15 protein-coding genes are annotated in these 21,608 nt (G+C 66.5%); 2 read left to right on the forward strand and 13 right to left on the reverse strand.

Annotated features, from left to right (window positions below):
* Positions 1–80: 80 nt before the first annotated feature.
* From fusA to MFF07_RS05575, 12 genes are all read right to left on the reverse strand, one after another.
* On the reverse strand, positions 81–2,156 hold the full coding sequence (gene fusA / locus MFF07_RS05520) for an elongation factor G (RefSeq protein WP_147817311.1): 2,076 nt from the start codon (positions 2,154–2,156) through the stop codon (positions 81–83).
* 30 nt (positions 2,157–2,186) lie between these two features.
* Entirely contained in the window at positions 2,187–2,657 is a 471-nt protein-coding gene (gene rpsG, locus MFF07_RS05525; RefSeq protein ID WP_147817310.1) for a 30S ribosomal protein S7, read from the reverse strand.
* A gap of 129 nt (positions 2,658–2,786) precedes the next feature.
* Complete coding sequence (rpsL, locus tag MFF07_RS05530; protein ID WP_147817309.1) at positions 2,787–3,158, reverse strand: 30S ribosomal protein S12; 372 nt, start codon at positions 3,156–3,158, stop codon at positions 2,787–2,789.
* A 431-nt stretch (positions 3,159–3,589) separates the two neighbouring features.
* Positions 3,590–7,810: a DNA-directed RNA polymerase subunit beta' gene (gene rpoC / locus MFF07_RS05535; protein WP_147817308.1), complete on the reverse strand. Its 4,221-nt coding sequence runs from the start codon at positions 7,808–7,810 to the stop codon at positions 3,590–3,592.
* Between the two features lie 166 nt (positions 7,811–7,976).
* Complete coding sequence (rpoB, locus tag MFF07_RS05540) at positions 7,977–12,101, reverse strand: DNA-directed RNA polymerase subunit beta (RefSeq protein ID WP_147817307.1); 4,125 nt, start codon at positions 12,099–12,101, stop codon at positions 7,977–7,979.
* 256 nt (positions 12,102–12,357) lie between these two features.
* Positions 12,358–12,729, reverse strand: coding sequence for a 50S ribosomal protein L7/L12 (gene rplL, locus MFF07_RS05545; protein WP_147817306.1), 372 nt, complete (start codon positions 12,727–12,729; stop codon positions 12,358–12,360).
* Between the two features lie 57 nt (positions 12,730–12,786).
* Positions 12,787–13,317 (reverse strand): 50S ribosomal protein L10, encoded by a 531-nt coding sequence (rplJ, locus tag MFF07_RS05550; RefSeq protein WP_147817305.1) that lies wholly within the window; start codon positions 13,315–13,317, stop codon positions 12,787–12,789.
* Positions 13,318–13,973: 656 nt separating this feature from the next.
* On the reverse strand, positions 13,974–14,291 hold the full coding sequence (locus MFF07_RS05555) for a DUF1244 domain-containing protein (protein ID WP_147817321.1): 318 nt from the start codon (positions 14,289–14,291) through the stop codon (positions 13,974–13,976).
* Between the two features lie 92 nt (positions 14,292–14,383).
* The gene (locus MFF07_RS05560; protein ID WP_238231055.1) at positions 14,384–15,652 is read right to left on the reverse strand and encodes a glycosyltransferase family 87 protein; all 1,269 of its coding nucleotides are present in this window, start codon (positions 15,650–15,652) and stop codon (positions 14,384–14,386) included.
* A gap of 225 nt (positions 15,653–15,877) precedes the next feature.
* Positions 15,878–16,333 carry a response regulator gene (locus tag MFF07_RS05565; protein ID WP_238231057.1) on the reverse strand — a complete coding sequence of 152 codons (456 nt, stop codon included), beginning with the start codon at positions 16,331–16,333 and terminating at the stop codon, positions 15,878–15,880.
* Positions 16,330–17,445: a sensor histidine kinase gene (locus MFF07_RS05570; RefSeq protein WP_238231060.1), complete on the reverse strand. Its 1,116-nt coding sequence runs from the start codon at positions 17,443–17,445 to the stop codon at positions 16,330–16,332. The genes MFF07_RS05565 and MFF07_RS05570 overlap by 4 nt, the downstream gene beginning before the upstream one ends.
* A gap of 93 nt (positions 17,446–17,538) precedes the next feature.
* A complete protein-coding gene (locus MFF07_RS05575) occupies positions 17,539–18,348 on the reverse strand; it encodes an N-formylglutamate amidohydrolase (RefSeq protein WP_147817301.1) in 810 nt (269 codons plus the stop codon).
* 198 nt (positions 18,349–18,546) lie between these two features.
* Between MFF07_RS05575 and MFF07_RS05580 the strand changes: the two genes are divergently transcribed.
* Complete coding sequence (locus tag MFF07_RS05580) at positions 18,547–19,860, forward strand: glycerate kinase type-2 family protein (protein ID WP_147817300.1); 1,314 nt, start codon at positions 18,547–18,549, stop codon at positions 19,858–19,860.
* 76 nt (positions 19,861–19,936) lie between these two features.
* Positions 19,937–20,362 carry a DUF1036 domain-containing protein gene (locus tag MFF07_RS05585; RefSeq protein WP_306424625.1) on the forward strand — a complete coding sequence of 142 codons (426 nt, stop codon included), beginning with the start codon at positions 19,937–19,939 and terminating at the stop codon, positions 20,360–20,362.
* A gap of 191 nt (positions 20,363–20,553) precedes the next feature.
* Here MFF07_RS05585 and MFF07_RS05590 read toward each other — a convergent pair whose 3' ends face one another.
* Positions 20,554–21,420, reverse strand: coding sequence for an outer membrane protein (locus MFF07_RS05590; protein WP_147817298.1), 867 nt, complete (start codon positions 21,418–21,420; stop codon positions 20,554–20,556).
* Positions 21,421–21,608: the final 188 nt, after the last annotated feature.

A 21,608-nucleotide genomic window follows, 5' to 3' on the forward strand; every position in this document is an offset into this window, starting at 1 on the left:
TTGAACTTTTCCTTGCCCATCAGAGCCTCCTAAAAGTCGAATGCGTTTTTGCGGAAGAAGAAGTGTTTTAGGCGTGAGCCTTAGGCGTACTTGGCGATGACCTTGTCGGCCTCGCCGCGCGGCACCTCTTCGTAGTGATCGAACTGCATCGTGAAGTTGGCGCGGCCCTGTGAGAAGGAGCGCAGCTGGTTCACGTAGCCGAACATGTTGGCGAGCGGCACCATCGCGTTGATGACGTTGGCGTTGCCGCGCATGTCCTGGCCCTGGATCTGACCCCGGCGAGAGTTGAGATCGCCGATGACCGAGCCGGTGTATTCCTCAGGCGAGACGACCTCGACCTTCATGACCGGCTCGAGCAGAACCGAGCCGCCCTTCTGAAGGGCTTCACGCAAAGCGGCGCGGGACGCGATTTCGAAGGCGAGAGCAGACGAGTCGACGTCGTGATAGGCGCCGTCGATCAGCTCGACCTTGATGTCGACCACCGGGAAGCCGGCGAGGACGCCAGCGCCGAGGACCGAGTTCAGACCTTTCTCGACGCCTGGGATGTACTCCTTCGGCACCGAACCACCGACCACCTTCGACTCGAACGAGAAGCCTGCGCCCGGCTCGTTCGGCTCGACGATGAACTTCACCCGTGCGAACTGGCCGGTACCACCGGTCTGCTTCTTGTGGGTGTAGTCGATCTCCTGACGCTTGGTCAGCTTCTCGCGGTAGGCGACCTGCGGCTGGCCGATATTGGCGTCGACCTTGTAGGTCCGCCGCAGGATGTCGACCTTGATGTCGAGGTGGAGCTCGCCCATCCCCCGAAGGATGGTCTGGCCGGATTCCTGATCGGTCGAGACGCGGAAGGACGGATCCTCGGCCGCGAGCTTGGCGAGGGCGATGCCGAGCTTCTCCTGGTCGGCCTTCGACTTCGGCTCGACGGCGATCTCGATGACGGGCTCGGGGAACTCCATCTTCTCGAGGATCACGGCCTTGATCGGATCCGACAGGGTGTCGCCGGTGCGGGTGTCCTTGAGGCCTGCGAGGGCGACGATGTCGCCGGCGAAGGCTTCCTTGACGTCCTCACGGTTGTTGGCGTGCATCAGGAGCATGCGGCCGACACGCTCCTTCTTGTCGCGGGACGAGTTGAGTACGTTGGCGCCCGACTCGACCTTGCCCGAATACACGCGGCAGAACGTGATCGTGCCGACGTGGGGATCGTCCATGATCTTGAAGGCGAGCATGGAAAAGGGATCGCTATCCGTCGGATGACGGAAAGTGTCTTCCTCGGTCTTGAAGTCGATGCCCTTGATCTCGCCGCGATCCGCCGGGGACGGCAGGTAATCGACGACGGCGTCCAGGAGCGGCTGAACGCCCTTGTTCTTGAAGGCCGAACCGCAGAGCACGGGATGGAAGGCGCGCAGCTGCACGGCACGGCGCACGAGCATCCGCAGGGTCTCCTCGGACGGCTCCACGCCGTCGAGGTAGGCGGTCATGGCTTCGTCGTCGAGCTCGACGCAGGCCTCGATCATCTTGGTGCGGTACTCGACCGCCTGATCCTGAAGATCGGCCGGAATGGCCTCCTCTTCGTAGTTCGCGCCGAGCGCCTCGCCCGACCAGACGATCGCCTTCATCTTGATCAGGTCGACCACGCCCCGGAAGGTGCTCTCGGCACCGATCGGCAGCTGCAGGCAGACGGGCTTGCCGGCGACGCGGGTGATGATGTCGGCGACGCACTTGAAGAAGTCCGCACCGATCTTGTCCATCTTGTTGACGAACACGACACGGGGAACGTCGTACTTGTCGGCCTGGCGCCAGACGGTCTCGGTCTGGGGCTCGACGCCCTGGTTGCCGTCGAGCACGCAGACGGCGCCGTCGAGCACGCGCAGCGAGCGCTCGACTTCGATGGTGAAGTCGACGTGGCCGGGGGTGTCGATGATGTTCAGGCGCTTCTCGCGCCAGAAGCACGTCGTCGCGGCAGACGTGATCGTGATGCCGCGCTCCTGCTCCTGCTCCATCCAGTCCATCGTGGCGGCGCCCTCATGGACCTCGCCGATCTTGTGGGACTTGCCGGTGTAGTAGAGGATCCGCTCAGTGGTCGTCGTCTTGCCGGCATCAATGTGAGCCATGATGCCGAAGTTGCGGTAGTCCTCGATCGCATGCGTGCGGGGCATCGGGGTGCTCCTGAAAGGGCCTGGAACCGCTTACCAGCGGTAGTGCGAGAAGGCGCGGTTGGCTTCAGCCATCCGGTGCGTGTCTTCCCGCTTCTTGACGGCGTTGCCGCGGTTGTTCGCGGCGTCGAGCAGCTCTCCGGAGAGGCGCTCGACCATGGTGCGGTCGTTGCGGCCGCGGGCGGCCTGGATCAGCCAACGGATCGCGAGGGCCTGGCGGCGCTCGGTGCGCACCTCGACGGGGACCTGATAAGTCGCACCGCCGACGCGGCGCGAGCGCACTTCGATCGCCGGGGCGACGTTCTCGAGAGCGGCGCGGAAAACCTCGATCGGGTTGGTGCGGCTGCGGCTCTCGACGATCTCGAAGGCACCATAGACGATACCTTCGGCAACGGACTTCTTGCCCTCGTACATGATCGAATTCATGAACTTGGTCAGGACGATGTCGCCGTACTTGGCGTCGGGGATGATTTCGCGCTTCTCGGCAGAGTGACGACGAGACATGGGGTCCAGCCTTGCGTTCGAAAAATCGTCTTAAGCACCCCGCGCAGGCCGCCTGAGCTGTGAAGCCGGCGGCATCCTTACGGAGCCGTGGAAATAACAGGCCCGAAGAAATTACTTCGGACGCGGTTCTTACTTCGGGCGCTTGGCGCCGTACTTCGAGCGGCGCTGCTTGCGGCCCTTGACGCCCTGGGTATCCAGCACGCCGCGCAGGATGTGATAGCGGACGCCCGGAAGATCCTTCACGCGGCCGCCGCGGATCATCACCACGGAGTGCTCCTGAAGGTTGTGACCTTCGCCGGGGATATAGCCGATCACCTCAAAACCGTTGGTGAGGCGAACCTTGGCAACCTTACGAAGCGCCGAGTTCGGCTTCTTCGGGGTCGTCGTATAGACGCGGGTGCATACGCCACGCTTCTGCGGGCACGAATCGAGCGCAGGCACCTTGTTACGGGCCTTCTGCGCCTTCCGCGGCTGGGCGATCAGCTGGTTGATCGTCGGCATTCTCTGCCCTCTTCCCTCGGGTCGCGCTGGGCGCCCCTGATCTTCGAACTCTCGGCTCCGGCGGAGCCGACGGCAAAACGAATAACGCCATAGGCCCCATGAGGCCTTTGGCGCAGTTGAGGCAGAGGATCACGCCGTAGAGGGCGCGTTCTTACCCACGGATCTGACGATTGTCAGGCTATATGACCCTCGGCACCGGCCCGGCGACGACCTGGGAAGCTCAGAGCTTCACGTCGTCGGAGACACTTGGCCAACCGAAGTGGGGCGCTTCTACTCGGGGATTTCCGGAACGTCAACGGCTCGGCAACACATTCTTCGTACCGCCGCCGGGACTCGGCCGCTGGCGTGCGGCGGGCGCATGCGGCCGGCGTTCCGCCAACGAAAAAGGGCGGCCCGAAGGCCGCCCTCGTTTTTGTCCGTTCGACCGAATCCTATTCGGCGGCGGCCGGCGGCAACTCGGTCACCGGGGCCGGCGCGCGCGCCGCGTGCTCTTCGGCGCGCTGCTTCAGGATCAGGCTGTCGCGGCGACGCGCGATCGTGCGGATATCCGCGACGAGCGAACCGGTACCCGCCGGGATGAGCGAGCCCACGATCACGTTCTCCTTCAGGCCTTCGAGCGTGTCGACCTTGCCGTTGACCGCCGCCTCGGTGAGGACGCGGGTGGTCTCCTGGAACGAGGCCGCCGAGATGAACGACTTCGTCTGCAGCGAGGCCTTGGTGATGCCGAGCAGCACCGGCACGCCCTGGATCGGCTTCTTGCCCTCGGCAAGCAGCTTCTCGTTGAAGTCGGCGAGTTCGGTCCGGTCGATCTGGTCGCCCGGGATGATATCCGAGTCGCCGCTATCGGTGATCTCCACCTTCTGCAGCATCTGACGGACGATCACCTCGATGTGCTTGTCGTTGATGAGCACGCCCTGGAGCCGGTAGACCTCCTGGATCTCGTTGACGAGGTAAGCGGCAAGCTCCTCCACGCCCTTGATCGCCAGGATGTCGTGTGGCGCGGGGTTGCCGTCGACGATGTAGTCGCCGAGTTCGACCACGTCGCCGTCCTGCAAGTGGATGTGCTTGCCCTTCGGGATCAGGTACTCGACGTTCTCGCTGCCGTCATGCGGCGTCAACGAGAGGCGGCGCTTGTTCTTGTAGTCGCGCCCGAAGGCGATCGTGCCGGACTTCTCGGCGATGATCGCCGCATCCTTCGGACGACGCGCCTCGAACAGCTCCGCCACCCGCGGCAGACCGCCGGTGATGTCGCGGGTCTTGGCCGACTCGCTCGAGACACGCGCGAGGATGTCGCCCGCCTTGATCTTCGCACCCGGATCGACGCCGATGATGGCTTCGACCGGCAGGAGGTAGCGAGCCTCCGAGCCGCGCGGCAGCTTCAGGGGCTTGCCCTCGGAATCGACGACGACCATGGCCGGCTTCAGGTCGGAGGTCCGCGACGAACCGCGCCAGTCGATGACGACGCGCTTCGAGATGCCGGTCGACTCGTCGGTGGTCTCGGTGATCGACTGACCGTCGTAGAGGTCCTCGTAGGCCACGATGCCGTCGATCTCGGACACGATCGGACGGGTATAGGGATCCCATTCGGCGATCCGCTGCCCACGCTTGATCTTGTCGCCCTCGTCGACACGCAGCTTGGCGCCGTATTGCAGGCGGTGCACCGCGCGCTCGCCACCGTCGCTGCCGACGATCACGACGGCCACGTTACGGCCGGTGGCGATGAGGTCGCCGTCCGAGTTCTTGGCGAGCGAGCGGTTGCGGATCGCGATCGTACCCTCGAAGCTCGATTCGACGAAGGACGAGTCCGCGATCTGCGCTGCGCCACCGATGTGGAACGTACGCATCGTGAGCTGGGTACCCGGCTCGCCGATCGACTGCGCCGCGATGACGCCGACGGCCTCGCCCATGTTGACGGGCGTGCCGCGGGCGAGGTCGCGCCCGTAACAGGTGGCGCAGACGCCGCTCTTGGTGGCGCAGACGAGCACCGAGCGGATCTTCACCTCCTGGATGCCGGCGGCCGTGATGGCCGGCAGGTGACGTTCCTCGATGGTCTCGCCCGCCGCCACGATGACGCTGCCGTCGGCAGCCGTCAGCGGATCGGCCGAGGCGCGGCCGAGGATGCGGCTCGACAGCGGCGCGACGACCTGGCCGGCATCGATGATGGCGCGCATCTTGATGCCGTTGGTCGTGCCGCAATCGACCTCGCGGATCACCGCGTCCTGCGCCACGTCGACGAGACGACGGGTCAGGTAGCCGGAGTTGGCGGTCTTCAACGCCGTGTCCGCGAGGCCCTTACGGGCGCCGTGGGTGGAGTTGAAGTACTCGAGAACGTTGAGGCCTTCCTTGAAGTTCGAGATGATCGGGGTCTCGATGATCTCGCCCGAGGGCTTGGCCATGAGTCCGCGCATCGCGGCAAGCTGCTTCATCTGCGCCGGCGAACCACGCGCACCGGAGTGGCTCATCATGTAGATCGAGTTGACCTGCTTGTCGGCGCCGTCCTCGTCCTTCTGCACGGTGGAGATGCGGAGCATCATCTCCGCGGCGAGCTTGTCGGAGCACTTCGCCCAGGCGTCGACGACCTTGTTGTACTTCTCGCCCTGGGTGATCAGGCCGTCGTTGTACTGCTGCTCGTAGTCCTTCACGAGCGAGCGGGTGGTGTCGACGATGGTCCACTTGTTCTCTGGCACCACCATGTCGTCCTTGCCGAACGAGATGCCGGCCTTGAACGCGTGGCTGAAGCCCAGCGCCATGATGCGATCACAGAAGATCACCGATTCCTTCTGACCGCAGTGGCGGTAGACGGTGTCGATCATCCCCGAGATTTCCTTCTTCGTCATCAGCTTGTTGACGACGTCGAAGGGCACCTTGGCGTGCAGCGGCAGCGCGCCCGACAGGATCACCCGGCCAGGCGTGGTGTCGTAGGTCTTGGTCAGCGGCTCGCCGTCCGGGCCGATGCCCTTCCAGCGCCACTTGATCTTGGTATGCAGCTTCACGGTCTTGGCCGCGAGCGCATGCTCGAGCTCGCCCACGTCGCCGAAGACGCCCTGCATCGGGTTGGTCTTGTGGTCGGGTTGGAAGGCGCCGACGAGGCCCTCACCGACGATGGAGAGGTAGTAGAGGCCGAGAACGATGTCCTGCGAGGGCACGATGATCGGCTGGCCGTTGGCCGGGTGCAGGATGTTGTTCGTCGACATCATGAGGACGCGCGCTTCCAACTGCGCCTCAAGCGACAGCGGGACGTGCACGGCCATCTGGTCGCCGTCGAAGTCGGCGTTGAAGGCGGCGCAGACCAGCGGATGCAGCTGGATCGCCTTGCCCTCGATCAGCTTCGGCTCGAAGGCCTGGATGCCGAGGCGGTGGAGCGTCGGCGCCCGGTTCAGCATCACGGGATGCTCGCGGATGACCTCGTCCAGGATGTCCCAGACCTCGGGCTTCTCCTTCTCGACGAGCTTCTTCGCCTGCTTGACGGTGGCCGAGAAACCCTTGGCGTCGAGGCGCGCGTAGATGAAGGGCTTGAACAGCTCCAGCGCCATCTTCTTCGGTAGCCCGCACTGATGCAGCTTCAGCTCCGGGCCGACCACGATGACCGAACGGCCCGAATAGTCGACGCGCTTGCCGAGCAGGTTCTGACGGAAGCGGCCCTGCTTGCCCTTGAGCATGTCGGCGAGCGACTTCAGCGGGCGCTTGTTGGCGCCGGTGATGACGCGGCCGCGGCGGCCGTTGTCGAACAGCGCGTCGACGGCCTCCTGCAGCATCCGCTTCTCGTTGCGGATGATGATGTCGGGCGCGCGCAGCTCGATCAGCCGCTTGAGGCGGTTGTTGCGGTTGATGACGCGGCGATAGAGGTCGTTCAGGTCGGACGTGGCGAAGCGGCCGCCGTCGAGGGGAACCAGCGGGCGCAGGTCCGGCGGGATCACGGGGACGACGGTCAGGATCATCCACTCGGGCTTGTTGCCCGAGAGCTGGAACGCCTCAATGATCTTGAGACGCTTCATCAGCTTCTTGGGCTTCAGCTCCGACGTCGTCGTGGAGATTTCCTCCTTGAGCGACGCGGCGATGCCTTCGAGGTCGAGCTCCATCAGGATTCGGCGGATCGCCTCGGCGCCGATCATCGCCGTGAACGAGTCCTCGCCGTACTCCTCCTGCGCGCGCAGGTACTCCTCCTCCGTCAGGAGCTGACGCTCCTTGAGGGGGGTGAGGCCCGGCTCGATGACGCAGTAGGACTCGAAGTAGAGGATCCGCTCGAGGTCCTTGAGCGGCATGTCGAGTAGCAGGCCGATGCGGCTCGGCAGCGACTTCAGGAACCAGATGTGCGCGACCGGCGCGGCCAGCTCGATATGGCCCATGCGGTCACGACGGACGCGCGCCAGGGTGACTTCGACGCCGCACTTCTCGCAGATGACGCCCTTGTACTTCATGCGCTTGTACTTGCCGCACAAGCACTCGTAGTCCTTGATCGGCCCGAAGATGCGCGCGCAGAACAGGCCGTCGCGCTCGGGCTTGAAGGTCCGATAGTTGATGGTCTCGGGCTTCTTGATCTCGCCGAACGACCACGAGAGGATCTTCTCGGGCGACGAGATCGAGATCTTGATCTGGTCGAAGCTCTGCGGCTGGGACTGCTGGTTGAAAAGGTTCATGACCTCTTGGTTCATGATCCGCTCCTTGTTCGCGTGAGACCCCGCGCCTGGGTGTCACGACTGAAATCGTGTGGCGCCGCGTCCGCCCGGACGCCGCTGGCCCTTGTCCCGGAAGGTGCTTCCCCTCCCCGCTCGAACCGTGCCGGCTCCGAAGGGCCGGCACGGGAGCTGTCGCTTGGTGTTACTCGGCGGCCTCGGCCGGCGGCTCGAGCTGGTCGTTCGCGTTCTTCTTGGTGGAGGTCAGCTCGACGTTGAGGCCGAGCGATCGCATCTCCTTGACGAGAACGTTGAACGACTCGGGGATGCCCGCCTCGAAGGTGTCGTCGCCGCGCACGATGGCCTCGTAGACCTTGGTGCGGCCGGCCACGTCGTCCGACTTCACGGTGAGCATCTCCTGCAGCGTGTAGGCCGCGCCGTAGGCCTCCAGCGCCCAGACCTCCATCTCGCCGAAGCGCTGTCCGCCGAACTGCGCCTTGCCGCCCAGCGGCTGCTGGGTGACGAGCGAGTACGGGCCGATCGACCGCGCGTGGATCTTGTCGTCCACGAGGTGGTGAAGCTTGAGCATGTAGATGTAGCCCATCGTCACCTTGCGATCGAAGGCCTCGCCGGTCCGCCCGTCATAGAGCGTCGACTGGGCCGACCGGTCGAGACCGGCCATTTCCAGCATCTGCTCGATGTCGGCTTCCTTGGCGCCGTTGAACACCGGGGTCGCCATCGGCACGCCGCGGCGGACGTTGTTGGCCGCCTCCGCCATGTCGTCGTCGGAGAGGCCTTCCAGCTCCGAGGGGGAGTAGATCGCCTGCATCTCGGCGCGCAGCGGCGCGATGTCCTGGCTCTTCAGGTAGGCGTCGACGGCCTTGCCGACCTTGCGGCCGAGGCCGGCGGCGGCCCATCCGAGATGGGTCTCCAGGATCTGGCCGACGTTCATCCGCGAGGGCACGCCGAGCGGGTTCAGCACGATGTCGGCATGCGTGCCGTCTTCGAGGAACGGCATGTCCTCGATCGGCACGATGCGGGAGACCACGCCCTTGTTGCCGTGACGGCCGGCCATCTTGTCGCCCGGCTGGATCTTGCGCTTCACCGCGACGAAGACCTTGACCATCTTCATCACGCCGGGGGGCAACTCGTCCCCGCGCTGCAGCTTCTCGACCTTGTCGAGGAAGCGCTGCTCGAGGCGCTTCTTCGACTCGTCGTACTGCTTCTGCATCGCCTCGATTTCCGTCATCATACGGTCTTCGACGACGGCGAACTGCCACCATTGCGAACGGGGATACTCGCTGATCTCCTCGCGGGTCAGCTTGGTGTCCTTCTTGAAGCCCTTCGGGCCGGCGACCGGTGACTGGCCGATCAGCACGCCGGATAGGCGGGCATAGGTGTTGCGGTCGAGGATGGTCTGCTCGTCGTCGCGGTCCTTGGCGAGACGCTCGATCTCCTCGCGCTCGATCGCCTGGGCGCGCTCGTCCTTGTCGACGCCGTGGCGGTTGAACACCCGGACCTCGACGATCGTGCCGGTCACGCCCGGGGGAACCCGGAGCGAGGTGTCGCGCACGTCGGACGCCTTCTCGCCGAAGATGGCGCGGAGAAGCTTCTCCTCCGGCGTCATCGGGCTCTCGCCCTTCGGCGTGATCTTGCCGCAGAGGATGTCGCCGGCGTGCACTTCCGCGCCGATATAGACGATGCCGGCTTCGTCGAGGTTCTTGAGCGCCTCTTCCGAGACGTTCGGGATGTCGCGGGTGATTTCCTCCGGACCGAGCTTGGTGTCTCGGGCCATCACCTCGAATTCCTCGATGTGGATCGAGGTGAACACGTCATCTTTCACGATCCGCTCGGAGAGCAGGATCGAGTCCTCGAAGTTGTAGCCGTTCCACGGCATGAACGCGACGAGCACGTTCCGGCCGAGCGCCAGCTCGCCGAACTCGGTCGAGGGACCGTCGGCGATGATCTCGCCCTTCTTGACCTGCTCGCCGACGCGCACCAGCGGCTTCTGCGTGATGCAGGTCGACTGGTTGGAGCGCTGGAACTTCTGCAGGCGGTAGATGTCGACGCCGGGCTTGGTGGCGTCGGCTTCTTCCGTGGCGCGGATGACGATACGGGTGGCATCCACCTGGTCGATGATGCCCGAGCGGCGGGCCGCGATGGCGGCGCCGGAGTCGCGGGCGACCACGGCTTCCATGCCGGTGCCGACGAACGGCGCGTCCGAGCGGACAAGCGGCACCGCCTGGCGCTGCATGTTCGAGCCCATCAGCGCGCGGTTCGCGTCGTCGTTCTCGAGGAACGGGATCAGCGCGGCCGCGACCGAGACGAGCTGCTTCGGCGACACGTCCATGAGGTCGACGCGGTCGGGGGTGACCACGATGACGTCACCGGCGCGCCGGCAGACCACGAGGTCCTCGGTGAGCTTCTTGTTCTCGTCCATCTGCGCGTTGGCCTGGGCGACGTGATACTTCGCCTCCTCCATCGCGGAGAGATACGAGACGTCGTTCGTCACCACGCCGTCCTTCACCTTGCGGAAGGGCGTCTCGATGAAGCCGTACTTGTTCACGCGCGCGAAGGTCGCGAGCGAGTTGATCAGGCCGATGTTCGGGCCTTCCGGCGTCTCGATCGGGCAGATGCGGCCGTAGTGCGTCGGATGCACGTCGCGGACTTCGAAGCCGGCGCGCTCGCGGGTCAGACCGCCCGGGCCAAGCGCCGAGAGGCGGCGCTTGTGGGTGACCTCCGAGAGCGGGTTGGTCTGGTCCATGAACTGCGAGAGCTGCGACGAGCCGAAGAACTCGCGCACCGCGGCGGCAGCCGGCTTCGCGTTGATCAGGTCCTGCGGCATCACGGTGTCGATGTCGACGGACGACATCCGCTCCTTGATGGCGCGCTCCATGCGGAGCAGGCCGAGCCGGTACTGGTTCTCCATGAGCTCGCCGACCGAGCGCACGCGCCGGTTGCCGAGATGGTCGATGTCGTCGATCTCACCCTTGCCGTCGCGCAGGTCCACCAGCGCCTTGACGACCGCGAGCATGTCCTCCTTGCGGAGCGTGCGCACGGTGTCCTCGGCGTCGAGGTCGAGGCGCATGTTCATCTTCACGCGGCCGACGGCGGACAGGTCGTAGCGCTCGCTGTCGAAGAACAGCGAGTGGAACATGGCCTCGGCGGTGTCGAGCGTCGGCGGCTCGCCGGGACGCATGACGCGGTAGATGTCGAACAGCGCACCCTCGCGAGCCGAGTTCTTGTCCACGGCCAGGGTGTTGCGGATGTAAGGGCCGACGTTGACGTGGTCGATGTCGAGCACCGGAATCTCGGAGATCCCGGCCTCGTCGAGGCCCGCCAAGGTCTTCTCGGAGATCTCGTCGCCGGCCTCGGCGTAGATCTCGCCGGTCTTCAGGTTGACCAGGTCCTCGGCGATGTACTGGCCGACGAGGTCCTCGTTGGTCTGCTTGAGGAACTGGGTGCCCTTCTCGGAGATGAGGCGCGCGTTGCGCACGTTCATCTTCTTGCCGGCTTCGAGCACGACCTCGCCCGACTCGGCGTCGATCAGGTCGACTGAGGCCTTGAAGCCCTTCAGCCGCTCGGGGTCGAACGGGACGCGCCAATCTTCCTTGTCGCGGTCGTAGACGACGCGGTCGTAGAAGGTCGCGAGAATTTCCTCGCCGTCGAGGCCGAGCGCGAACAGCAGCGAGGTCGCCGGGATCTTGCGCTTCCGGTCGATGCGGACGTGCACGATGTCCTTGGCGTCGAACTCGACGTCGAGCCAGGAGCCGCGATACGGGATGATGCGGGCGGCGAACAGGAGCTTGCCCGAGGAGTGGGTCTTGCCCTTGTCGTGGTCGAAGAACACGCCCGGCGAGCGGTGCATCTGGGAGACGATGACGCGCTCGGTGCCGTTGACGATGAAGGTGCCGTTCTCCGTCATCAGGGGCATGTCGCCCATGTAGACGTCCTGCTCCTTGATGTCCTTGACCGACTTGGCGCCGGTGTCCGGATCGACGTCGAACACGATCAGCCGCAGGGTCACCTTGAGCGGGGCCGCGTAGGTGATGCCGCGCTGACGGCACTCGTCGACGTCGTATTTCGGCTGCTCGAACGTGTACTTCACGAATTCGAGGAGTGCCGTGGCCGAGAAGTCGGAAATCGGGAAGACCGACTTGAAGACGCTCTGCAGGCCCTCGTCGCCGCGGCCGCCCTCGGGCTCGTCCACCATCAGGAACTGGTCGTAGGATGCCTTCTGAACCTCGATGAGGTTCGGCATCTCTGCCACTTCCTTGATCTTGCCGAAGAACTTGCGAATGCGCTTCCGACCGACCAGCGTGTTGGCCATGTGATCTCGCTCCACCTACCCGCGTACCGGTGCCCGGGGAAAGTGCCCTTCCCGCTCCGGGCCGTGAGACGCGCCCCGCCGGACCGCCTCACCCAAACTGCAAATTCGGTCTTCTGTCGCCGGTTTGGATCGCCCCCGATCCGCCGGCCGCCGGAAGCGGCGTCAGCCCGCGAGCCGGTGGGGCTCGCGGGCGTTTCGTGCCGGTCTCCCGCGAAGGAGACCGGAAGAGATGGGCCGGATCCGGCCCATCCGGGTCTTACTTGAGTTCGACCTTGGCGCCGGCCTTCTCGAGCTGGGCCTTGATCTTCTCGGCTTCGTCCTTGGACACGCCTTCCTTGACGGCCTTGGGAGCGCCCTCGACGAGGTCCTTGGCTTCCTTGAGGCCGAGGCCGGTGATCGCGCGGACCTCCTTGATGGCCTCGATCTTCTTGTCGCCGGCGGCGGTGAGCATGACCGTGAACTCGGTCTGCTCTTCGACGGCGGCGGCCGGGCCGGCAGCGGGTCCGGCAACGGCGACGGCGGCGGCAGCGGAGACGCCCCACTTCTCTTCGAGCAGCTTGGCGAGGTCAGCGGCCTCGAGGACGGTCAAAGACGACAGGTCGTCGACGAGCTTGGCGAGATCAGCCATTTTCGGTTTCCTTGAGAGATCGGTTCGATCGGTTTGAATGAAAAGGACGAACGGCCCTCAGGCCGCCTCGTCCCGGTTCTCGTCCTTGGTGGCATAGGCCCCGAACACGCGGGCGAGCTTGGCCGCCGGTGCGCTGACGACCTGGGCGATCTTGGTCGCGGGAGCCTGGATGAGGCCCACGATCTTGGCGCGCAGTTCGTCGAGGGACGGGAGCGAGGCGAGCGCCTTCACACCGTCCGGGTTCAAGGCTGTCGTCCCCATGGCGCCGCCGAGGATCACGAGCTTCTCGTTGACCTTGGCGAAATCCACCGCAACCTTGGCGGCCGCGACCGGATCGCTCGAATAGGCGAGCAGGGTCGGGCCCTTCAGGAGGGGCTTGATGGAGGCGACGTCCGTGCCATCGAGAGCAATGCTGGCGAGGCGGTTCTTGGCGACCTTCACGGTGGCGCCGGCCTGCTTCATCTGCGAGCGCAGCTTCTGCATGTCGGCGACCGTGAGGCCTTTGTAGTGGGCCACGACGACGACGGCGTTCTCTGAGAACACGCCGTTGAGCGTCGAGACGAGATCAGCTTTTGCTGTTCTGTCCACCTTGGCTCTCTCCGGTTCTGGCGGAACCTCGATGAGGACCCGCCGGTTGCAACATGCCGCCCGGAAACGGTCTCGGCCTCGTCAGCCGAAAACGTCCGAACGACGCTTCACGGCCCTGTCCCCTGCCGCTACGCCCGAGGGCGGATCGACATGGGCGAGATGGTTCAAACCGATGCCCCTCCCCCACGGAAGCCGCAGGGTCGAGGCGTGTCGAAAAACTCGGTCTTCCCCGTCTGTGCAGGCGCTTTGAGGATTAAGCCGGCAAGCCGGCCCCTGCAGTCTCGGACAGGACATGGCCGGACGAGGCTTCCGAGGCATCTGCCCCGAAGTCCTTCCGGCCATCGCCGCCCGGTTTCCCGGACGACATCTCGAACGGAAATCGGCCGATAGGCCGAACTCCTTCAAAAAGGTGAATTCGTGGAAGGGGGTCTATAGAGCCTAGCAAGCGCCCTGCCAAGTCCCTGAACACGGCAAAACGGTCGCAACCCGGCCATGCGCCCGGCGGCGGTCCCGCGATGCGAAGGCCCCAGTCGGCTCTCGGGCTCCCGAATCACCGGGGTGCGTTCCCTGCCGAAGGCGATGGTGCTGCACCCGGCGCCCTGGCGGCAAGGAAAAACGAATCGCGACGTGGTCCGGATCGGCTGTGGACGCGCAGCTCAGTGGCCGCCCGGACTCTCGGCCTGCCCCTTCGCGAAGGCGGCCTGCTGCTCCGGGGTCGCTTCCTTCTGATGCAGTCGCTTCCAGTCTGCGAAGGGCATCCCGTAGACATGTTCGCGGCTGGCTTCCTTGCCGAGCGCGAGGCCGCGCGCGTCGGCCGCATCCTTGAGCCAGTTCGACAGGCAGTTCCGGCAGAAGCCGGCGAGGTTCATCAGGTCGATGTTCTGTGCGTCCGGCCGGTCGCGCAGATGTGCGACGAGCCGGCGGAAGACTGCCGCCTCGAGTTCGGTCTGGGTCTGGGGATCGATGCCGTCCATCGGTGCCTGCCTCTCTCGTGATCGCCATGCGCCGCCGGCCGACATGCCGGGACCGCCCATCGGGAGGGATGTGGGGACGATGACGGTGGAGATCACGCCGATCCGGCACGTGTCCAGCGCAAGGGGGCATGTCCGGCCGACCTGGGCAATGCGCGGGCGGCGACGCAGGCGAGCGTCGCGAGGCCGATCATGAGGCCGAAGGAGATGCCCGTCGCCGCCATGGCCGGCCGCAGCAGCGCGGTCGCCGGTGCGGCGATCAGCAGCCAGCGCTCATGCGGCTTCAGCGCACCCGTCCGTCGCGCCGCCATGACCAGCAGCAGGGTCGCCGGCACGATCGGAGCCAGGTCGTACAGGGGCACGTAGGGCGAGATCATCGGCGATGCGGCCAGCAGGGCCGCGGCGCGCAGGTTCGGGTCGGCGCAGGTCCGCCAGGTCCGTACGGCGATCCCGATCGCGGCGAGGCTCACGGCGATCTGGATCGTCCAGGCCGCCGCCATCGGGCCACCCGCGAGCCGGACGGCACCGAACGCGCTCGCATTGATCTCGAGGCCGCCGCCGCCTTGCTGCAGAAGGATGCGGTTGGTCTGGGTCAGCGTTTCGAGGAAGCCGTGCCAGGGAGCCCAGCCGAACGCGGCGATCGAGGCGAGGCAGAGTGCGGCGACCGTGAGGACGGATGCCAGCAGCGCCTGCCGGCGACCCGTGACCAGCAGCAGCAGCGGTGCGAGGGCCGCGAGCTGCGGTTTGTAGGCGATCAGCCCGAAGCAGAGGCCGGAGAGCCAGGGCCTCCTGTCGACCAGAAGCGCGCCGAGCGTCAGCAGGCTCGCGGTGACGAGCCCGTTCTGGCCATAGGACAGATTGCAGAACACCAGGGGGTGGGCGAGCCCGATCAGGACGGCGTCGGTGCGCCGCGCCGCGAGCGACAGGGCGAGCGTGAAAAGGCCGACGGAGAAGAGCGTCCAGAGCAGGAACGCGGCCTGGTACGGCAGCAGCGCCATCGCGGCGGCGGGAAGCAGGACGAATGGCGGATAATGCCAGGAGTACCGGCAGTCGGGGCCGAAGACGGCCTTCAAGTTCTCCAGGTGAACCGCCAGATCGTAGGGCTCGCCGCCGCGGCCATCGAGTGCCCTGCGGCCTGCGAGCCAGACCTGCGTGAAATCGAAGCCGAGGATGTCGCCGAGCCAGTTGCGGCCCGGCTCCGGACCCGTGCCGAGGACGACGAAGGCGATCGCCAGGGTCAGCGGCACGATGACGAGGGCCGCGAGCCGGGCGAAGCGCAGCAGGCGCTCGTCGCTGGCGATCAGGCCGGCGAGATCGTCACCGGCCGACCGCAGGAGGTCGTGGATCGTCGATGGCGCGCGCATGCAGACGTCTCGGCCAGCCCCGATGAACGGCAGGATCACACCCAAAGGCGATGAGCCCGTCGATCGCCGTTCTCCCATCCGATCGCGTCCATCGGTCGGGATCGGCGCATATCAGGTATAGGACGGCTGGGTTCCGAGGCGGTTAATGGACCGTCGCACGGCGTCCGAAGCGGCCGTGCACGATCGATGCGAACGGACTGGGCCTGGGTCGGCCGCCGGCCGCGATCAGGCGAACCCTTCCGCCTGGAACCGGAGAGCTCCGGACATGGCCGGGCGGCAGCCGCAGCCGGCGTCGGCGGGCGCATCCTTCCGGGGCCGCATCGTGCAGGTCATCACGTGGATCAGGATGTCCTGCATCTGTTCGAGGCGATAGGGCTTCTGCACCACCGGAATGGTCCGATAGGCCTGCTCCAGCCCTGCGAAGCCGTAGCCCGTCGCGAACAGGAAGCGCACGCCGCGCTCGAACAGGACGTCGGCGATCGGATAGCTGCGCTGCGCTCCGAGATTCACGTCGAGCACGGCGAGATCGAAACTGCCGTTCCGGGCATGGGCCAGCGCCTTGTCCAGGCGCATCGCCACGGTCACGTCGCAGCCGAGATCGACGAGCATGTCCTCGGCTAGCATCGCCACCAGACTCTCGTCCTCGACCAGCAGCACACGCCGGCCTTCGAGCGCGCTCATGGCGCCCCCTGCAGCGTGGCGGTTTCCTGTCCGTGCCATCCGAGCTCGGTCAGCGGGATCTGCAGCCGGCAGGCCACGCCGGCCGGCTCGTAGACGATCTCCGCCGAGCCGTCGAACTCCATCGGCAGCTGGCGTTCGATCAGCCGCGAGCCGAAGCCCGTGCGGACCGGCGCAACGACGACGGGGCCGCCCCTCTCCTGCCAATGCAGCTCGAGCTGGCCGCTGCCAGCGTCTTCGTGGCGTACCGACCACGCGACGGCCACCCGTCCTTCGGGCACCGACAGCGCGCCGTATTTCGACGCGTTGGTCATCAGTTCGTGCAGCGCCATCGACAGCGTCACGGCGATCTTCGGATGCAGGCGCGCATCCGGGCCGGACAGTTTGAAGCGGTCGGAATCGACCTCGGCCGAGGCGTGCGGGGCGAGCGCGCGTTCGACGACGCTCCACAGGCTCGCGCTTTCCCAGTTGTCGGCGACGAGCACGTTGTGGGCATCCGACAGGGCCAGCATGCGCTCGTCGAACACGCGCCGCACCGCGGCGTCGGTCTTGCCCCGAAAGGTCTGCGCGGCGATCGACTGCACGGTCGCGAGGGTGTTCTTCACGCGGTGGTTCAGCTCGTTGATGAGCAGGCGCTGGCGCTCGGCGGCCGCCTTCTCCTCGCTGATGTCGCGCACCTCGATGATGGTGCCGATGATCTTGGCGGTGTCGTCCCGGATCGGGCTCGCGGTGAAGCCGACGGGGTAGAAGTGACCGCTCTTGTGGACGAACACTTCCTCGCCGCGCTCCTGGTTGTTCTCGGGAAACGCCCGGTCGATCGCGCAGTCCTGCAGCGGAAAGGGCCGGCCGTCGGGATAGGTGTGATGCACGACGTCGTGCAGCGGGCAATCGCGGGCGAGCACTTCGTCCAAGGTGAAGCCCGTGAGCTTTTCGGCGGCGCGGTTCATGTAGACGCAGTGCTGGCGGTCATCCATCAGGAAGATGGAGACGGAGGCGTTGTTGAGAACCGCGTTGAGCCGGCGCTCGGTCTCGAACAACTGCCCGCTGCGGCGCAACGAGGCCAGGGGGGCCGATGCCTCGGCCGTGGACTGTACGGATTGCCGGGAAGACGGCACGTCACGGCCTTTCGGGGATGCGGGGACGGGGCTCATAGACTCAAGCATGCCGGGCTGACAATTCCCGCGTGTGCACGGATTCGATCCGCCGCTTCAGGGGGCGGCAGCCGCATCAACGCGGTGTCCGATCAAAGGCTGCATCAGTTTCGCGAAGCGCTCTGCCCATTCCGCGATGCCGGCCTCGCTGAGCAGCAGATCCTGCCGGATCTCGACGAGCGCGTTGGGCAGCCCGCGGGCGGTGGCATGGCGGTCGACGGTGTCGCCGGGCAGGCCGCCGCCATAGGGATCGTTGTCGCCGACGACGAGTCCGGCCGGGTCGGCCTGCAGGCCCGCGATCAGCGGACGGCTCAGGCGCTCGTCGCCGTCATAGAGGATGCCGACATGCCAGGGGCGCGCCACGCCGCGCCAATACCGGGTGAAGCTGTGCATGGTCAGGATCATCGGGGGCGCCCCGGCGGCCTGAGCCTCGGCCACGGCGGCATCGATCGCCCGGTCGTAGGGCGCGTAGAACCGGCGGATGCGCTCGGCCACGCCGTCGGCGTCGATGCGGGCGTTGCCGGGGACGATGGCCCCGTCCGACAGCCGCATCACCAGCGTCGGATCCTTGCGGCCCCGGTTCGGGTCGATCACCAGTCGCGAGAACCGCGTCAGCACCGCCGGCACCCCGAGCAGGCCGGCGAGCTGCCGCGTCACCGCCGCCGCGCCGAGGTCGTAGGCGATGTGGCGGCCGAACTCGTGTTCCGGCACGCCGAGGCGATCGAGATCGTCCGGCACATGGTTCGAGGCGTGGTCGCACAGGATCAACAGCCCGCGACCCGGATCGCCGGCGATGGTCTCGACCGGGTGCTCGGGATGCTCGGTCGGGTCGGGAGCGGGGGCGCGGCGGGCAGCGGATGAGGGCATGGGTCTTATCTGGGCCGATCGCTTACAAACGACAGTCTTGAAAGCCATGCGGGATCGATGCCGTTCGAATCTCGGCTGCAAATCTTGCCGTCGCGGGCAGGCTCGGGCATGGCGGGAGCCAAGCCGCGCTCGGACAGGGCGCCCGGCAGAAACCGTCTGCCGAGACCAGTGCAAAAAGACCGCTGCGAGGACGCCCGCATGACCGCCCCCTCCCCCGATGTGCCCGCCATCCGCGACCTGCGCCAGCTGCTGACCGACTTTCTCGATGCCGGGATCGCGGCGGCGCATCCGAGCAAGTGCCTGGTCGGCCAGCTGCCGCCGCCGGTTCCGGGCCGGCTGATCATTCTCGGCGCGGGCAAGGCCGGCGGCAGCATGGCAGCGATGGCGAGCCGGTTCTACCGCCAGGAACACGGGGTGCCGGAGGAGCGCATTTTGGGCCTCGCGGTGGCGCGTCACGGCTACGGCGAGGATGCGCCGGGCATCCGCATGGTCGAGGCCGGGCATCCGGTTCCCGACGCCGCCGGCATCGCGGCGACCAAGGATGCGCTGGCCATCGCCGCCCAGGCCGGCCCCGACGACGAGGTGCTGGTACTGCTGTCGGGCGGCGGCTCGGCCAACTGGATCGCGCCGGCCGGCAACCTCACGCTCGAAGAGAAGCAGGGGATCACCAAGGCCCTGCTCCGCTCGGGCGCGCCGATCGACGAGATCAACTGCGTCCGCAAGCATCTTTCGCGGATCAAGGGCGGCCGCCTCGCGGTCGCCGCGAAGAACGCCCGGCGGATCCTGACGCTCGCGATCTCCGACGTGCCGCGGGACGATCCCTCGGTGATCGCCTCCGGGCCGACCGTGCCCGACCCCTCGACACTGGCCGACGCGCTGGCGATCTGCGAGCGCCGCGGCATCACCCTGCCCGAGTCGGCGCGCGCGCTCCTCACCGACCCCGCCAACGAGACCCCGAAGGCCGGCGATCCGGCCTTCGCACGGGCCGAGTACCGCATCGTCGCCCGGCCGATCGACGCGCTGGAGGCCGCCGCCGCCGCCGCCAAGGCCGCCGGCTACGAGCCGGTGATGCTCGGCGCCGATTGCGAGGGCGAGGCGCGCGAGGTCGCGGCCGAGCATGCCAAGCTCGCCCGCGAAATGAAGGCGGCCGGCCGCAAGGTCGCGCTGATCTCCGGCGGCGAACTCACGGTGACGATCCGCGGCGAGGGCGACGGCGGTCCGAACCAGGAATACGCGCTTGCCCTCGCGCTCGCCCTCGACGGCGAAGAGGGCATCGCCGGCATCGCCGCCGACACCGACGGCACCGATGGCGGCCGCGGCAAGGCCACCGATCCGGCCGGCGGCCTCGTCGACCCGACGACTCTCGCCCGTGCCCGCGAAAAGGGTCTCGATCCGGCCGCGATGCTCGCGGACAACGATTCGACGCGATTCTTCGCGACGATCGGCGACCTCGTCCAGCCCGGCCCGACCCGAACCAATGTCAACGACTGCCGCATCATCCTCGTCGGCTGATTTTTTGTCAGATCCCCGGGTCGTCATCGCTCATCGTCCGGCCCTGCGTGGCCGGGCCGAACGTGGGATGCATACGATGCTGACGCGGGCGAGCATCGTGGTGTGCGTCCTGGCGGGCAACGTCGGGCCGGCCATGGCCGACCTGCGCATGTGCAATCTCACCGGCAGCAAGGTCGGCGTGACGGTCGGCTATCGCGATCCGCAGGGCTGGGTCACCGAGGGCTGGTGGGACCTCAAGCCGAAGGATTGCGAGACCCTGCTCAAGGGCGCCCTCGCGGCTCGGTTCTACTACATCTACGCCGTCGACTTCACCCGAGGCGGGGATTGGAGCGGCCGCTCGATGATGTGCACCCGCGACACCGCCTTCACCATCCGCGGCGTCGAGGATTGTCTGGCACGCGGCTACGACCGCAACGGCTTCATCGAGGTCGATACCGGCGAGCAGAAGAGCTGGACGATCCAGCTGACCGATCCCGGCCAGCCGCTCGGCGGCGCTCCGTAGCGCGCTTTCCCGGCGGTAGGGCGCGTTCTCCCATACCACCGGCCGTCGATCTCGCCCTGGGCCGGTTCGCCACTCCCGCCGTGACGGTCCGCTTCCGTCCAACGCACTGCAGATCCAAACGAAAAAAGGCGGGGCTCCGAAGAGCGCCCGCCCGATTTTCGTTTGGAAGTCGATGTCGGCGTGAAGCCGGATCAGCCGCCGAACTTGTAGTTGAAGCCAGCGCGAACGATGCTGCCCTCGGTGCTGAAGCGCGAGGTGTAGCCACCGCCCGCAGCGTTCAGGACGCTGATGGAGCGACCGCCGAGATCGTAGCGGATATACTCGGCCTTGATCGTCACGTCGGACTTGAGGCCCAGGAGCCGGCCGACGGAGAAGCTGCTCAGGAAGCTGTCGGCGGGGATCGCGTACTCGACGCCGCCACCATAGTTGTAGCCGGTCTCGAAGTTGACGTCGTAGCCGCCGGTGAACTGCGTCGGGAAGGCGGGAACGTTGCCCTGCGTGCCGAAGAAGGTCGCGCCGTAGGAGACGTTGCCGAAGGCGAGACCGCCGGTCCCGTACACCAGGAACCGGTCGAAGGCGTAGCCGAGCTTGCCGTTCAGGGTGCCGAGGTAGTCGAGGTTCTGCGTGTAGACGCTGGCGTTGTTGCCGGGCCCGGTGGCGACCGGATTGAAGCCGCCGACGAAGCCGACGTTCTTCTGAAGGTCGGTCCAGCTGATGTCGAAGGCCGCGCCGACGACGAAGCCTGTGCCGGGGGTCAGCTGGTAGTTGACGCCCATGCCGCCGCCGATCTTCGAGAAGCCGTCGACTTCGCTCTTGAGCGAGGCGGGCCGGAAGCCGGCGTTGACGTTCGCCTGCGTCGCCAGCGCGTTGCCGGTCGTGCGGATGTTCTGGTTGTCGGTGAAGGCGTAGGCGCTGTGCAGGCCGGCATAGAAGCCGGTCCAGGAGAAGACGGGGATCGGCACGAACACCGGCGGCTCGGCGCGGCGCGGCAGGTCGGCGGCGGAAGCGGCGGTGGTCAGGAGCGCCATCGCGGCGCCGGCCAAGAGAAGCTTCTTCATCACGGTGTGTCCATCCCCAGGTATCAACGTGATCCGACAATACGGCAAAGCTCGGCCCATCAACTATGGCTTGCAAGCCACACTGTTGCCTCAAGCGTTCAAACGGAGCCGTTTCGGGGCGCTTTCGAGGGGCGCCGGGGTCTGTCGGGCGTCCGGCCGGCTTTCGCTTTCTGGTTTTAGGGACGGAT

Source organism: Methylobacterium thuringiense, from assembly GCF_022179645.1.
Lineage (GTDB): Bacteria > Pseudomonadota > Alphaproteobacteria > Rhizobiales > Beijerinckiaceae > Methylobacterium > Methylobacterium thuringiense.

What these genes read in the sequence shown, in the direction of transcription:
- fusA (WP_147817311.1), bottom strand. Translation starts at nt 2,156, where the DNA reads ATGCCCCGCACGCATGCGATCGAGGACTACCGCAACTTCGGCATCATG.
- rpsG (WP_147817310.1), bottom strand. Translation starts at nt 2,657, where the DNA reads ATGTCTCGTCGTCACTCTGCCGAGAAGCGCGAAATCATCCCCGACGCC.
- rpsL (WP_147817309.1), bottom strand. Translation starts at nt 3,158, where the DNA reads ATGCCGACGATCAACCAGCTGATCGCCCAGCCGCGGAAGGCGCAGAAG.
- rpoC (WP_147817308.1), bottom strand. Translation starts at nt 7,810, where the DNA reads ATGAACCAAGAGGTCATGAACCTTTTCAACCAGCAGTCCCAGCCGCAG.
- rpoB (WP_147817307.1), bottom strand. Translation starts at nt 12,101, where the DNA reads ATGGCCAACACGCTGGTCGGTCGGAAGCGCATTCGCAAGTTCTTCGGC.
- rplL (WP_147817306.1), bottom strand. Translation starts at nt 12,729, where the DNA reads ATGGCTGATCTCGCCAAGCTCGTCGACGACCTGTCGTCTTTGACCGTC.
- MFF07_RS05555 (WP_147817321.1), bottom strand. Translation starts at nt 14,291, where the DNA reads ATGGACGGCATCGATCCCCAGACCCAGACCGAACTCGAGGCGGCAGTC.
- MFF07_RS05560 (WP_238231055.1), bottom strand. Translation starts at nt 15,652, where the DNA reads ATGCGCGCGCCATCGACGATCCACGACCTCCTGCGGTCGGCCGGTGAC.
- MFF07_RS05565 (WP_238231057.1), bottom strand. Translation starts at nt 16,333, where the DNA reads ATGAGCGCGCTCGAAGGCCGGCGTGTGCTGCTGGTCGAGGACGAGAGT.
- MFF07_RS05575 (WP_147817301.1), bottom strand. Translation starts at nt 18,348, where the DNA reads ATGCCCTCATCCGCTGCCCGCCGCGCCCCCGCTCCCGACCCGACCGAG.
- MFF07_RS05580 (WP_147817300.1), top strand. Translation starts at nt 18,547, where the DNA reads ATGACCGCCCCCTCCCCCGATGTGCCCGCCATCCGCGACCTGCGCCAG.
- MFF07_RS05585 (WP_306424625.1), top strand. Translation starts at nt 19,937, where the DNA reads ATGCTGACGCGGGCGAGCATCGTGGTGTGCGTCCTGGCGGGCAACGTC.
- MFF07_RS05590 (WP_147817298.1), bottom strand. Translation starts at nt 21,420, where the DNA reads ATGAAGAAGCTTCTCTTGGCCGGCGCCGCGATGGCGCTCCTGACCACC.